The sequence below is a fragment of the Pseudomonas sp. CGJS7 genome (genome assembly GCF_036961695.1).
In genome coordinates, this window is sequence record NZ_JBAMDI010000206.1 from 1 (window position 1) to 13,117 (window position 13,117).

Annotated in this window: 13 protein-coding genes and 1 tRNA gene; 7 read left to right on the plus strand and 7 right to left on the minus strand. The window is 56.1% G+C overall.

Going from position 1 to position 13,117, the window contains the following annotated elements; all coding sequences use genetic code 11:
* The 6 genes from V7787_RS50305 to V7787_RS50330 form a co-directional block, all read left to right on the plus strand.
* A partial coding sequence (locus tag V7787_RS50305; RefSeq protein ID WP_336095045.1) for an RHS repeat-associated core domain-containing protein occupies positions 1–907 on the plus strand: 907 nt, incomplete at its 5' end.
* A gap of 6 nt (positions 908–913) precedes the next feature.
* On the plus strand, positions 914–1,513 hold the full coding sequence (locus V7787_RS50310; RefSeq protein ID WP_140400444.1) for a hypothetical protein: 600 nt from the start codon (positions 914–916) through the stop codon (positions 1,511–1,513).
* 260 nt (positions 1,514–1,773) lie between these two features.
* Positions 1,774–3,459: an RHS repeat-associated core domain-containing protein gene (locus V7787_RS50315; protein WP_442965378.1), complete on the plus strand. Its 1,686-nt coding sequence runs from the start codon at positions 1,774–1,776 to the stop codon at positions 3,457–3,459.
* Positions 3,456–3,956, plus strand: a complete 501-nt coding sequence (locus V7787_RS50320; RefSeq protein ID WP_336095046.1) for an Imm26 family immunity protein — start codon at positions 3,456–3,458, stop codon at positions 3,954–3,956. Before V7787_RS50315 ends, V7787_RS50320 begins: the two co-directional genes overlap by 4 nt.
* A gap of 648 nt (positions 3,957–4,604) precedes the next feature.
* Positions 4,605–5,033, plus strand: coding sequence for an Imm30 family immunity protein (locus V7787_RS50325; RefSeq protein WP_336095047.1), 429 nt, complete (start codon positions 4,605–4,607; stop codon positions 5,031–5,033).
* A 600-nt stretch (positions 5,034–5,633) separates the two neighbouring features.
* On the plus strand, positions 5,634–6,311 hold the full coding sequence (locus V7787_RS50330; RefSeq protein WP_336095048.1) for a DsbA family protein: 678 nt from the start codon (positions 5,634–5,636) through the stop codon (positions 6,309–6,311).
* 157 nt (positions 6,312–6,468) lie between these two features.
* Here V7787_RS50330 and V7787_RS50335 read toward each other — a convergent pair.
* The 7 genes from V7787_RS50335 to V7787_RS50365 all read right to left on the minus strand — a co-directional run bounded on the left by V7787_RS50335 (position 6,469) and on the right by V7787_RS50365 (position 11,070).
* Positions 6,469–6,544: transfer RNA gene (locus V7787_RS50335), tRNA-Gly, on the minus strand.
* Between the two features lie 63 nt (positions 6,545–6,607).
* Positions 6,608–7,168, minus strand: coding sequence for a CDP-diacylglycerol--glycerol-3-phosphate 3-phosphatidyltransferase (gene pgsA / locus V7787_RS50340; protein ID WP_010954882.1), 561 nt, complete (start codon positions 7,166–7,168; stop codon positions 6,608–6,610).
* Positions 7,169–7,200: 32 nt separating this feature from the next.
* Complete coding sequence (uvrC, locus tag V7787_RS50345; RefSeq protein ID WP_064493178.1) at positions 7,201–9,024, minus strand: excinuclease ABC subunit UvrC; 1,824 nt, start codon at positions 9,022–9,024, stop codon at positions 7,201–7,203.
* A gap of 6 nt (positions 9,025–9,030) precedes the next feature.
* Complete coding sequence (gene gacA / locus V7787_RS50350) at positions 9,031–9,669, minus strand: response regulator transcription factor GacA (RefSeq protein ID WP_003251380.1); 639 nt, start codon at positions 9,667–9,669, stop codon at positions 9,031–9,033.
* A gap of 63 nt (positions 9,670–9,732) precedes the next feature.
* Positions 9,733–10,122 (minus strand): helix-turn-helix domain-containing protein, encoded by a 390-nt coding sequence (locus V7787_RS50355; protein WP_020192472.1) that lies wholly within the window; start codon positions 10,120–10,122, stop codon positions 9,733–9,735.
* Positions 10,123–10,229: 107 nt separating this feature from the next.
* Positions 10,230–10,673: a GNAT family N-acetyltransferase gene (locus V7787_RS50360; protein WP_104887834.1), complete on the minus strand. Its 444-nt coding sequence runs from the start codon at positions 10,671–10,673 to the stop codon at positions 10,230–10,232.
* A 10-nt stretch (positions 10,674–10,683) separates the two neighbouring features.
* Positions 10,684–11,070 (minus strand): DUF488 domain-containing protein, encoded by a 387-nt coding sequence (locus V7787_RS50365; protein WP_104886387.1) that lies wholly within the window; start codon positions 11,068–11,070, stop codon positions 10,684–10,686.
* A gap of 128 nt (positions 11,071–11,198) precedes the next feature.
* Between V7787_RS50365 and V7787_RS50370 the strand changes: the two genes are divergently transcribed.
* Positions 11,199–12,815: an inorganic phosphate transporter gene (locus V7787_RS50370; RefSeq protein ID WP_064493175.1), complete on the plus strand. Its 1,617-nt coding sequence runs from the start codon at positions 11,199–11,201 to the stop codon at positions 12,813–12,815.
* Positions 12,816–13,117: the final 302 nt, after the last annotated feature.

Below are 13,117 nucleotides of genomic sequence, written 5' to 3' on the forward strand. Positions count from 1 at the left end.
CAGCAAGGAGGTTTATCAGAGGGACTATCCAGAACCGCGTCGGCGGGTATTGTTTCACTGGCAAGGGTTGCGCTTGCTGCAAGAAGTGCAGAGTGGGCTGGCTAGCTTGTATGTGTATGCGAATCGGGATAGCTATGAACCGCTGGCACGCATAGACGGCAAATTGGGTAGTGAAACGACACATTACTTTCACACCAACCTGGCCGGCCTGCCGGTACAACTGACTGATTCTGTTGGCAACGCGATCTGGCGAAGTGACTTTAAAGGTTGGGGACAACCGTTTGATGAGTGGCATAGCCTGCAACAAGCCAGCGAGCAAAACTTGCATCGTCAAGGGCAGTATTATGACCGTGAGACTGGGCTACACTTCAATACACTCAGATTCTATGACTCTGACATTGGTCGATTCGCTACTACAGATCCGATAGGACTCAGCGGCGGGCTCAACCTTTATCAATATGCTCCCAACCCACTCACGTGGATTGACCCGCTTGGATTGTGTCGTCGAGGAAATGCAGCAATCAAACGACATATGGATGCTGTCAGAGACCAATTCCTGCGTGACAACAAACTCTCTCCACACCACCACTCTGAAGGTGGACGACAGGTAGGCACTGGTATTGAGCTGAGAGAAACATATTTGAGACCCCTTCACGGCAGCCCCGGCCGAAGCGGCGGTTCTTACACAGACATGACATTCATAGACTCCAAGGGCAGAACAGTATACATTCAAACAGTTGATAAAGGGAGTGTGAACGGAATGTCCAAACGCGAATGGGATAATGCAAGTCGAATTATCCAACAAGACCCCAACTCCATTGTAATTACCGTCATCAAGGGGAAGGTTGTGCCGAGCGGCACGCTAAATACTACAAACATGCCTACGGGCCAAATAATTATAAGGTAACCGCGCATGGCAAACCAAACCCCAACCCTTCTAATATTCATGACTAAAGTGGATGAGGCCAAGTTCTCTCAGGCATTAGTCTCAACCTTACCCGAGATAACCTTTCTTAACATCGGTGACTGGCCTACAAAAAAACCCCTCACGAAAAACACTCTAGGCGATTGCAGTAGCGATAGCCCCCAGCACTCCATATGGAACAAAGCAATATTACCCACAACCGATTACATAGAAAATTTTATTTTTCACAACGAAACTAATAATGCCTACTTTGGAGCAACTATTGGACCTGGCCTAATTCAGTACATCAGACCGAGCATCGCAGATTATGATAATCTTTCCCTCCGCAATGGGCGCCTATCATCATCCTACGATCCAAAAACTGACCCGCAGACTCACTATTTTGTAAAAGAAACATTCAGAATACTAAGAACAGGAGCCAGAAGAGTTTATCTAGTAGATCGTAAAACCGGACAGACAGATGACAAACCTGAACTCCATTTTTTTGCATGGCCGGACGCTGCAGAAAAATACAATGGCGACAATGGTAAATATCTAACTAATAACTTCCTAACCTATTTCGTCGCTACCCCGCGTAAAAAATCGTAAGGCACCACGACTCGCCAGCCCATTTCGGGGCATGTATAAAATGCCCCAAACGAACGACCGCCATCCGCCACGACTTCGAGCGGGACGCCATCGGCCGGCTTGTCAGCAAGCGCACTGAAGATGGCACTACCGACTACCGCTACGACGCGGCCGACAATCTGCTGTCCATCACCTTCACAGACAACAAAGGAGAAAAACAGCAACTCGACTACACCTACGACGCCAACGGGCAACTGCTCAGCGAAACCAACAGCGCTGGCTTGCTGCAGTACCGCTACGACGAACTGGGTAACCTGCAGACGCTAGTCCTGCCCGACCAACGCGAACTCAACCACCTGTACTACGGCAGCGGGCACCTGCACCAGATCAACCTGAACGGCCGGGTGATCAGCGATTTCGAGCGTGATGCGGTGCACGACGAGGTCCTGCGGACCCAAGGCAAACTGGTCACCCGCACGCGCTACGACACCAGCGGTCGCTTGGCCGGCAAGGCTATTCACTACCGCGATGCCCCTGCTGAAGTGCTGCCACTGCTGGACAAGGCCTATCGCTACGATGCCAGCGACAACCTGATTGCCGAGGTACTGACCCAGACCCAGCGCCGAGGGATGACCAACGCCGCCAATGACGAAAACGCGCATCTCGAACAGATCATCGGCCGCTTTGATGACCTACCCCACACGGGCAAGACCTATTCGGGACACAACCGTTACGGCTACGACCTCAACGAGCAACTGCAAACCGTTCAGCAGTCACGCCCCAACTGGCAGGCCACGCAGGTCGAGGATTACAAGTACGACAAGGCCGGCAACCTGTTCGACGGCCCCAAGCTCAATGGCCTGATCAAGCACAACCGGGTGTTGGTGTATCAGGACAAGCGCTACCGCTACGACCGCTTTGGGCGGCTGTGCGAGAAGCGGATCGGCAGCAATTGGGTGCAGTATTTCGAGTATGACGCCGAGCAGCGGCTGGTTTGCGTGGAGCAGTACCGCAGTGGCGAGCGTGAGCGGGTGGTGTTTGCCTATGACCCGCTGGGGAGGCGGATTAGCAAGGAGGTTTATCAGAAGGACTATCCAGAGCCACGTCGGCGGGTGTTGTTTCACTGGCAAGGGTTGCGCTTGCTTCAAGAAGTGCAGAGTGGGTTGGCTAGTTTGTATGTGTACGACTCTCCGAACAGTTACGAACCTCTGGCACGGATTGACGGCAACCAGGTCAACGAGACGTTTTATTACTTTCATAGCAATCTGGCTGGGCTCCCGGAGCAGCTGACTGATTCAGACGGTAAGCCTATCTGGCAGAGCGACTATCAGGGCTGGGGGGCGACACATTACGAGTGGAACAATCCACAGCATGCTCGAGAGCAAAATTTTCGGTTCCAGGGTCAGTACCTTGATCGAGAACTAGAATTACATTACAACGTGTACAGGTATTACGATCCAAATCTAGGCCGGTTCACCCAGCACGATCCAATTGGCCTTGCTGGAGGAATCAATCTCTATCGCTACGCTCCAAATGCAAAAACCTGGTCTGACCCTCTAGGCCTTATTGCAGTAGACACGCCAGGCTATACCGTATACGGCCTTTACGATGGAAACCCACTGACCACGAAACCTTATTATATCGGAATAACTAACGACATAGACAGAAGGGCTGCAGAACACGAAATGTCTGGTCGGCTACCAAAATCATCCTCCATAGCCCCTATTAAAAGTGATATAACTTACGGACAAGCAAGAGGACAGGAACAATATTACATCGAGAAATACCAGACAAGGACGGGAATTATTGGGCAACCCACATCGAGCGCAAATAGAGGAAACAAATATAATTCTTTCGACCTTTCGAGAACCGACGATAGAGCAATATATTTCAAGCAAGCATACAATGAAATCAAAGCAAAATTCACACGAACTCCTGCAAATCTCAGAAGTGGAGCATGCAAATGAACAAAACTAACATCTGGGGATGGCAAAAAAAAACAAGGACTACGCTAAAGAACATAAAAGCAGGAGATATTTTCTGCTTCACCCAGGAAGACGGTGGATATTATTTTGGACAAATAATATCAAAAATAATCACTGGCCATGTAGCTGAAATATTCAGAATGGCAAAGAAGGACCCATTAATAACACCAGTAGAACTTGAGCACATAGAACCCCTCACCGACCCGGTCGTGCTGGACAGCTACTCTCTCTTCGATAAAAAAACAGACCCAGCCGGAGACTGGAGAATAATAGGCCATCAAGAAGCACTACAAACAAATCGATTTAAGAATTATTATTTCGCATATGGAACCCCAGAAAGCTGGACGAAAATCAGCGCATTGAACGTAAAAGAAGAAGCCTCGGAACATGAGATAGCCAATCTTCCACCCCTCACCCCTCTGAACAACTACAAAATCTCGATTTTATTAAAAAAAATTCAAACCCAGAGCAATCACTGACACAACAAGAACAACCTATAAATACGGCTCCTCGATCAGGACAATCGCACCCCCCAAGAACCAAGCGGACCTAGCGTCATGTTGAATTACGAGCGCACCACACAAAGGCACCTAGCGCCCCCAAGAAACATAGAAAAAACCGGTGCACAACAGATAGCCCCTGAGAAAAACTTGTTGCCACAAACTAACAACTGGCCGCGAACTTGGAGCCTATATGCAATGCCCTTAATTGCTACACATCTAGTGTTCACCTGCATCAGATCAACTTGAACGGCCGAATCATCAGCGATGTCGAGCGCGATGCGGTACACGACGAAGTCCTGCGGCTCAAAGGCAGGCTATTCACCCGCACGCGCTACGACAGCAGCGGTCGCCTGGCCGGCAAGATTGTTCATTACCGCGACGCCCCTGTTATATCTACCCTTCTGGTCCAGGGAGGTACTCCTTGACACGCACGTTTAAAAGAGCCCCTTTCTTGTCAGAATCACCACGCGACGCCTTAGCGAGAGACATTTGGGATGCCAGAAAAATTTACAGGAAAGAAAATTTGTACAACCTCACGATAAAACAAGGACTACGAAACTCGATACATCTCAACAAATCACTATTCCCTGACATTTTTCAGAAAAACCAAAAGGATAGCCGGCCATGTCCTTAAAAAATCAACTCCATAAATATTCACAACTCGAGTCAAACACCGCCATTGACGAATTTACGGATACACTTAAAAAAATGGCGTTAACGGGGGACAGACAGTACATTCCAGAGATTCTCTCTTACTTGGACGACGAGTCTGAACATGTAGATGTAATGAAAGACATCGTAGGCATGGCTGAGTCTTTTAACGTAGAGGACTACATCAAAGCCGTACTTGACTCAACGATATCCCTAGCAGAAAAATCTCCAGACTGGCTTGATTACATCATATATCGAATCACGAACTCAGAACAATACACCGCAGCATACAAAAACACACTACAACTACATTCAAAAAAGAAAGAAATAAGCAATCAACTCAGAATGTTTTTAATTAGAAATCCAGAAAAAATCAAGAGCATTGAATACATCCTACAATAATTACAATTAACAAAGATCGCGCAGAACTTGAAGCACTTCTTAAACCACAACAACATCAACTACCAGACCGTTCACAAATCCAATTTGCATCCAAGCGAAAGCGTAATTATAAGATCAAATCGGCGGGGTAGTCCGACCCCGTCAGTTTTAGAGAAAAATATCTATCTAATAGCTTCCTAACCTATTTCGTCGCTACCCCGCGTAAAAAATCGTAAGGCACCACGACTCGCCAGCCCATTTCGGGGCATGTATAAAATGCCCCCAACGAACGACCGCCATCCGCCACGACTTCGAGCGGGACGCCATCGGCCGGCTTGTCAGTAAGCGCACTGAAGATGGCACCCTCTGAATACGGCTACGACGCCAACGGGCAACTGCTCAGCGAAACATCGTTGAAACAAAGAAGGAGCCGTTGCTCCGCACCGTGCCACCCGTTCGTATCTGGCACTGGCGATGACGGAACCTGAAGAGCAAGCCAGCGTCATAGCCTCATGCAGCAACTCGGCATCAGTGGACTCGATGCCGCCCTCCGCATGACTCAGGATGGAAACGGCGCACCGGTTTCGAGCCGTTCGATCTGGAATTGCCAGGAGCAACAACATGCGCAAACGGATGAGTGCAACCAACCTAAAGTGGGCCTGCGGCTGGCTCGCAGCCGCGGTTTTGGCATTGTGCTGGTGGCTGCCGCTACCTTTTCGTTCCACCGCCGATGATGGCCCGCAGCAGATCTACGGCAACCCCGAAGCGCGCTTCACCATCACCCTCTACGCCGACCTCGAATGCCCGCGCTGCCAGGGCTACCTGCCGCAATTGCAACGCTGGATCGTCACCAACGATCACGTCAACCTGGCCTGGCGTCACCTGCCCCTCCCCCAGCATGAAGCGGCCGCCAGTCGGGAAGCGCGACTGATCGAATGCATGGGCCAGCGTGAGGGTCGCGAAGGCGTTTGGGGGGCCGTGCTCCGGGTCTACCTGAATACCCAACGCAACGGCCGTGGGTTGGCTGCTGGACACGACTATCCGGACATCGGCCCGTCCCTGCAACGCTGCCTGCCCGGCGAACGGGCTGCCCAAGTCGTGAACACGCAAAAAGCGCAAGCCTTGGAGAACGGATTCAACGCTACCCCCACGCTGCGCCTGACCGACAATCACACCCAGCACACGCTGATCCTGGAAGACCCAATCGATCCCGATGCCTTGCTGTCCGCAGTGGACCTGTTGAGCGCACCCGAGATTTTTGAAATGCCCGCTGACGTGATCAGCGATATGTCCAGGTAGCACACGACGTCACGGCCAGGGCGCCGCGTTGTGGTGTTTGTACTTGAATTTCGTGGAGGGCGGGTATTGAGGCAGAATGCATTCGAACGAAAAAAGGCCCCGAAGGGCCTTTTTTCAACGACTTACAGACTTCGACTGAAACCTGTAGATCTTTATTTGGAGCGGGAAACGAGACTCGAACTCGCGACCCCGACCTTGGCAAGGTCGTGCTCTACCAACTGAGCTATTCCCGCGTCGTGATGGGTGCCATTCTAGCGATTTCTAAAACAGCGTCAACCCCTTGATTCAAAAAACTTTTATTTTTTTTCCGAGCCTTCGCGCAGGTGCGGCCAGGCGGCCAGCAGGTAGTGCACCATCGACCACAGCGTCAGCCCCGCTGCCACCAGCAGCAGCCCGTAGCCCAGAATCACCCAGAAGGTCACCACCGGCGGGTTGCCCAGCAGGATCACCAGCGCCAGCATCTGCGCCGCAGTCTTCCACTTACCGAGGTTGGACACCGCCACATGCGCCCGCGCGCCTAGCTCAGCCATCCACTCGCGCAGCGCAGACACCACGATCTCGCGGCCGATGATCACCGCGGCGGGCAGGGTCAGCCAGAAGTTGGCGTGGGTCTGCACCAGCAGCACCAGGGCCACTGCCACCATCAGCTTGTCGGCCACCGGGTCGAGGAAGGCGCCGAACGGCGTGCTCTGCTGCAGTCGACGCGCCAGGTAGCCGTCCAGCCAATCGGTGGCGGCGGCAACGGCGAATACGCTGCTGGCGGCCATGTAACTCCACTGATAGGGCATGTAGAACAGCAGAATGAAGCACGGAATGAGCAGGACGCGTAGAACGGTGAGCAGGTTTGGAATATTCATCGGTACGACTGGCTGCAAGTTGAGCCGGCATTCTACTCGCTATGCAGGCTGGCATAAATTGATTCGGCAAGCTTTTTACTGATGCCGGGGGCTTTGGCGATTTCATCGATACTGGCGCGGTTGAGCTCCTGCAGGCCGCCGAAATGTTTCAGCAGGTCGCGGCGGCGCTTGGGCCCTACCCCGGCCACATCTTCAAGGCTGGAGACTCGACGGGCCTTGCCACGGCGGGCGCGGTGGCCGGTGATAGCGAAGCGGTGGGCTTCGTCGCGGATCTGCTGGATCAGGTGCAACGCTGACGAATCGCCCTTGAGGGTGAATTCGTGATGCACATCGTTCAGGTACAGGGTTTCGAAACCCGCCTTGCGTGTGACGCCCTTGGCCACACCCAGCAGGGTCAGGTCGGTGAACCCCAGCTCCTGCATCACATCGCGGGCCATGTTCAGCTGGCCCTTACCGCCGTCCACCAGCAGCACATCGGGCAGCTTGCCCTCGCCGTCCTTGATGCGCCCATAGCGACGGGTCAGGGCCTGATGCATGGCCGCATAATCGTCACCTGCGGTGACGCCTTCGATGTTGAAGCGGCGGTAGTCGGACTTGATCGGCCCTTCGGGGCCGAACACCACGCAACTGGCCACGGTAGCTTCACCACTGGAGTGGCTGATGTCGTAGCATTCCAGGCGTTGCGGCACTTCATCCAGGCCCAGCACTTCGGCCAGGGCTTCGAAGCGCGCAGCCATGTGCTGGCGGTTGGCCAGGCGGGCATTCAGCGCCTGCTCGGCATTGGTCACGGCCAGTTGCTGCCAGCGGGCGCGAGTGCCACGCACCCGGTGGCTGATGGTCAGTTCGCGGCCACGCAGCGTGTGCAGCGCTTCGGTGATGGCGTTGAAATCTTCGTGAACAACATTGACGATCAACTCGCCGGGTAGCTCGCGCTCTGCGTTGCCCAGATAGTACTGGGACAGGAATGCGGCCATGACCTCGGCCACCTCCTCCTCGATGCCCACCTGCGGGAAGAAGTTCTTGCTGCCCAGTACCCGCCCGCCGCGCACGCTGATCAGGTGCACACAGGCACCACCCGGGTTGACGAAGGCGGCGATGACGTCGACATCGCCGCTGCCGCCCTCGATGTACTGCTGGTCCTGCACGCGGCGCAACAAGGCGATCTGGTCGCGCAGCTCGGCGGCTTTTTCGAAATCAAGCGCCATGGCGGCCTTTTCCATCTCGGCATTCAACTCATTGCCCAGTTGCTGGCTACGCCCTTCCAGAAACATCACCGAATGACGCACGTCCTCTGCGTATTCCTCGGCAGTCACCAGGTCGGTGCAGGGCCCTTTGCAGCGTTTTATCTGGTACTGCAGGCATGGCCGGGTGCGGTTGGCGTAGTAGCTGTCTTCGCACTGACGCACAGAAAAAGCCTTTTGCAGCAGGCTGAGGCTTTCGCGAATGGCCCCGGCGCTGGGGTACGGGCCAAAGTAACGGCCCTTGGCCTTTTTCGCCCCACGGTGAATACCCAGGCGCGGGAACTCGCCATCGGACAGAAAGACGTACGGGTAGGACTTATCGTCGCGCAGCAGGATGTTGTAAGGCGGCCGCCACTCCTTGATCAGGTTCTGCTCCAGCAGCAACGCCTCGGTTTCGTTGGCGGTGATGGTGGTTTCAACCTGGGCGATGCGCGCAACCAGCGCGGCGGTCTTGGGCGCAAGGCCAGTCTTGCGGAAATAGCTGGCCAGGCGCTTCTTCAGGTTCTTGGCCTTGCCCACGTAAAGCAGCCGGGCTTCGCCGTCGAACATCCGGTAAACGCCCGGGCGACCGCTGCAGGTCGCCAGGAATGCGCTGGCATCAAAGACTTGGGACATGAGGTTTTACAGGCTTGCGTCAACCATACCGTGGCGAACGGCCAGCAAGGTCAATTCGACGTCGCTGGTGACCGAGAGTTTTTCAAAGATCCGATAACGGTAAGTATTGACGGTCTTGGGCGAGAGGCACAACTTGTCGGAGATGATCTGCACTTTCTGGCAGCCGACGATCATCAGGGCAATCTGGATTTCCCGTTCGGACAATGCGTCGAACGGAGACCCCTGCGGCTGGAACGGTTTCAGCGCCAACTGCTGGGCGATCTGCGGGCTGATATAGCGCTGGCCGGCAAAGGCCAGACGAATGGCCTGGACCATTTCGTCAAGGCCTGCACCCTTGGTCAGGTAGCCGGCAGCGCCGGCCTGCAACAAGCGTGTGGGGAACGGGTCTTCCTCGCACACCGTCACCGCCACTACCTTGATGTCAGGGTGGCTGCGCAGCAGTTTGCGGGTGGCCTCCAGGCCGCCGATGCCGGGCATTTTCACATCCATCAGCACAACGTCCGGTTTCAGCTCCCGGGCCAGCTTCAGTGCCGACTCGCCCGAGTCTCCCTCACCCACCACCTGCAGGCCGTCGATGTCGGCCAACATCCGTGTAATACCGGTTCGTACCAGATCGTGATCATCGACCACTAAGACCCTAATCAAGCACACACCTCGTCAGCAGGGCGATTGGATCCCGCCACCTTAACAAAATTTTTCACGGTGGGCCTAACGCATTGCTTCCTTCAGAAACGACTGACGTTCGACAGTAAGCGGCCGCACTATTTGCCGGGGCTTGGCGTCGTTGGCCAACCGCCCCAAAAGGTGCAAGAGCGCCGCCTGATCATCCGACCGCAATTTCCGAAAAGCCCCCAGCAAACCGGACTCATCCGTGTTCAAACCTTCGAGCGCTGCCGGGGTACGCAGGCCGCTGAGGACATACAACGCATCCACGCCCCGGGTCGCCAATGCCGCCAGGTAATCTAGCCGCGGCGTGCGTTCACCGCTTTCGTACTTACCCTGAGCGTTGGGCTCGACCCCACCGATATCGCCAAATACACGCTGGGTCATACCCAGCCGCTCACGCTCTTCCCGCAGCCGCATACCGATTCCGTTCATAGGGGCTTCTCCTTTTCCCTTATCTCCTCAAGTACGGCCTGCCCGCCTGCAGGCAGCCGTAAAGGTGTGGATCCACTATGCCCATGCTCTGCGGTCGCGACAAGCCATCATTTAGCTACTATGTTGATATCTCGCTGCATCCGTACAAAGCATTCGTCTTCACCCATTTCGACGAAGCCATGACGCTGGTACAGCAGGCGGGCCGGGTTGCTGCGGAACACCATCAGCCGCAACAGAGGAAGGCGCCGCTGCCTGGCCCACAGCGCCAGTTCTTCCAGCACCCAGCTACCGACCCCTCGCCCACGGTGCTCAGGCAACAGGTGCAACTCGCGGATGAACAGCGCCTGGCGGTCCTGGCTGAGGCTGCAAAAACCCAACAGCGTGTCGCCTTCGATCACCAGCCACTGCTCGCGCCAGCCCCAGGCCGCATCGAAGGCGTCCTCGATCCACAGCAGGTCGAATTCACGGTAGTAGGGCAACATGGCGCGGCGCGTAAGGTCGCGGGCGAAGGTGCAGTGGATGTCTTGGGCGGGAATCAACTGTAAGGGCATCGCATCGCACTCATTGGGCATAACAAACTGGCGAACTGCCAGGGCCACTCCTGTCCAGTTCGTTTTCCAACCAGTCGGCCAGCACCCGGGCATTGTTGTGCTCGCTGTCCTTGCCGGCATAAAGCAATGTCAGCGTCCCCTTCCTGGCCATGTCCAGCAGCGGATACCAATGTTCGGGGTGGGCCGCCAGCGCTTGCTGGTAACGCTGGGTAAAACCGGCGAAATCCACGTCCCCCTGGTGGAACGCCTTACGCAATTCATTCGAAGGTGCCACTTCGCGCAACCACTGACCATGGAGGTCTTCCTTGCGTTTGTTGCGCGGCCACAGGCGGTCGACCAGTACACGCTGGCCATCTTCATCTCCAACCGCATCATAGACACGCTTGCAGCGAATCATGGGCGTCTCCTGCCATTACCGTCTGTCTTGAGCCTAGATAATTCATTGACCGAGGTCACGGCCGGGTTACGAATTGTTTCTATGCTCAAGGCCTTCGGCATCATCGCCCAACGCCAACCGGAGCCCCCATGGCAACCCCGTCAGTGGCCAGCAGCCCACTACTGGCCCAACACGACGCCCGCCCGCAGCTCTCCCACAAGCCTGGGCGTGCCACCTTAACGTTGTTCTTCAGCCTGCTGCTGGCTGGTATCGCCTACACCGCCTGGAGCCTCAAGCAGGATGTGACCGCAAGCGGTACGGTCATCACCACGGCCACACCGTTTCTTCTGCTGGGCCTGGCGCTGCTGATTGCCCTGGGCTTCGAGTTCGTCAACGGCTTCCACGACACCGCCAACGCGGTAGCCACCGTGATATACACCCATTCGTTGCCGGCGCCGGTCGCAGTGGTGTGGTCTGGGCTGTGCAACTTCCTGGGCGTGCTTTTTTCCAGTGGCGCGGTGGCCTTCGGCATCATCGCATTACTACCGGTAGAACTGATTCTACAGGTGGGTTCTTCGGCCGGCTTCGCCATGGTCTTCGCCCTGCTGCTGGCGGCGATCATCTGGAACCTTGGCACTTGGTGGCTGGGCCTGCCGGCATCGTCCTCGCACACCCTGATCGGCTCGATCATAGGCGTGGGCGTGGCCAATGCGCTGATGCATGGGCGTGACGGCACCAGCGGCGTGGACTGGGCCCAGGCCAGCAAGGTGGGTTATGCCCTGCTGTTCTCACCGCTGATTGGTTTTGCTTGCGCAGCCCTGTTGCTGCTGGCCCTGCGCGCGCTGGTCAAACGCAAGGCGCTGTACCAGGCACCGGAAGGCCAGACACCTCCACCGTGGTGGATCCGCAGCCTACTGATTCTGACCTGCACCGGGGTCTCTTTTGCCCACGGCTCCAACGATGGCCAGAAAGGCATGGGGTTGATCATGCTGATTCTGGTCGGCACCCTGCCGATGGCTTATGCGCTGAACAAGACCATGCCCAACGGGCAGGCCCTGCAGTTTTCCGCTGTCGCCGAGGTGACCCGCCAGGCACTGGTACGCAGCGACCCGCAAGCGGCCCCGGCTGACCCGCGCCAGGTACTGACCCTGTTCATTGCCGCGCCCAAGGCCAGCCCGCACCTGGTACCGGCATTGGCGGCGCTGACCGGGATGATCGGCGAAGAGGTCAAAGGCTATGGCTCGCTCAAGCGCATACCGGCTGAAGCCATGGCCAACGTGCGCAATGACATGTACCTGACCAGTGAAGCCATCCGCCTCATGGAGAAAAACCACCTGGTGACATTCGATGCCGACACCCGCAGCCAAGTGCAGTTGTTCAAGGCCCAGCTGGACGACGCCACCCGCTATATTCCGTTGTGGGTGAAGGTGGCTGTAGCCATCGCGCTGGGGCTGGGGACCATGGTTGGCTGGCGACGTATTGTAGTCACCGTTGGCGAGAAGATCGGCAAGACCCACCTCAGCTATGCCCAAGGCGCATCAGCCGAAGTGGTGGCGATGTGCACCATTGGCGCGGCGGATATGTTCGGGCTGCCGGTGTCGACCACGCATGTGCTGAGTTCGGGGGTGGCCGGCGCCATGGTCGCCAATGGGTCGGGGATTCAGAAACGCACTTTGTTCAATCTGCTGATGGCCTGGGTGCTGACCCTGCCAGCGGCAATGCTGTTGGCTGGCGGCCTGTACTGGCTGCTGAACCACATCTTCTGAACCCGTACGCCGTCGGATGTAATCGATGGACTCGCCCAATCTCCGGCATGTGTCCACCACCTTGGTAGGAGCGGGTTTACCCGCGAATACGGTAGCCGCGGCAACCGTGAACGGCGGGTGGAGATTGGCCAGCAGGCCCGGCCCTTTCGCGGGTAAACCCGCTCCTACGACGACCTGAGTCCGACCCCAGATGCGTGTCCACCACCGATCTGCGTAGGAGCGGGTTTACCCGCGAAGACGGGAGCGGCGGCAACCGTGAACGGCGGGTGGAGATTGGCCAGCAGGCCCGGCCCTTTCGCGGG

Excerpts from the sequence above, each read along its gene's own strand:
- V7787_RS50310 (WP_140400444.1), top strand. The coding sequence starts at position 914 with ATGGCAAACCAAACCCCAACCCTTCTAATATTCATGACTAAAGTGGAT.
- V7787_RS50320 (WP_336095046.1), top strand. The coding sequence starts at position 3,456 with ATGAACAAAACTAACATCTGGGGATGGCAAAAAAAAACAAGGACTACG.
- V7787_RS50325 (WP_336095047.1), top strand. The coding sequence starts at position 4,605 with ATGTCCTTAAAAAATCAACTCCATAAATATTCACAACTCGAGTCAAAC.
- V7787_RS50330 (WP_336095048.1), top strand. The coding sequence starts at position 5,634 with ATGCGCAAACGGATGAGTGCAACCAACCTAAAGTGGGCCTGCGGCTGG.
- pgsA (WP_010954882.1), bottom strand. The coding sequence starts at position 7,168 with ATGAATATTCCAAACCTGCTCACCGTTCTACGCGTCCTGCTCATTCCG.
- uvrC (WP_064493178.1), bottom strand. The coding sequence starts at position 9,024 with ATGTCCCAAGTCTTTGATGCCAGCGCATTCCTGGCGACCTGCAGCGGT.
- V7787_RS50355 (WP_020192472.1), bottom strand. The coding sequence starts at position 10,122 with ATGAACGGAATCGGTATGCGGCTGCGGGAAGAGCGTGAGCGGCTGGGT.
- V7787_RS50360 (WP_104887834.1), bottom strand. The coding sequence starts at position 10,673 with ATGCCCTTACAGTTGATTCCCGCCCAAGACATCCACTGCACCTTCGCC.
- V7787_RS50365 (WP_104886387.1), bottom strand. The coding sequence starts at position 11,070 with ATGATTCGCTGCAAGCGTGTCTATGATGCGGTTGGAGATGAAGATGGC.
- V7787_RS50370 (WP_064493175.1), top strand. The coding sequence starts at position 11,199 with ATGGCAACCCCGTCAGTGGCCAGCAGCCCACTACTGGCCCAACACGAC.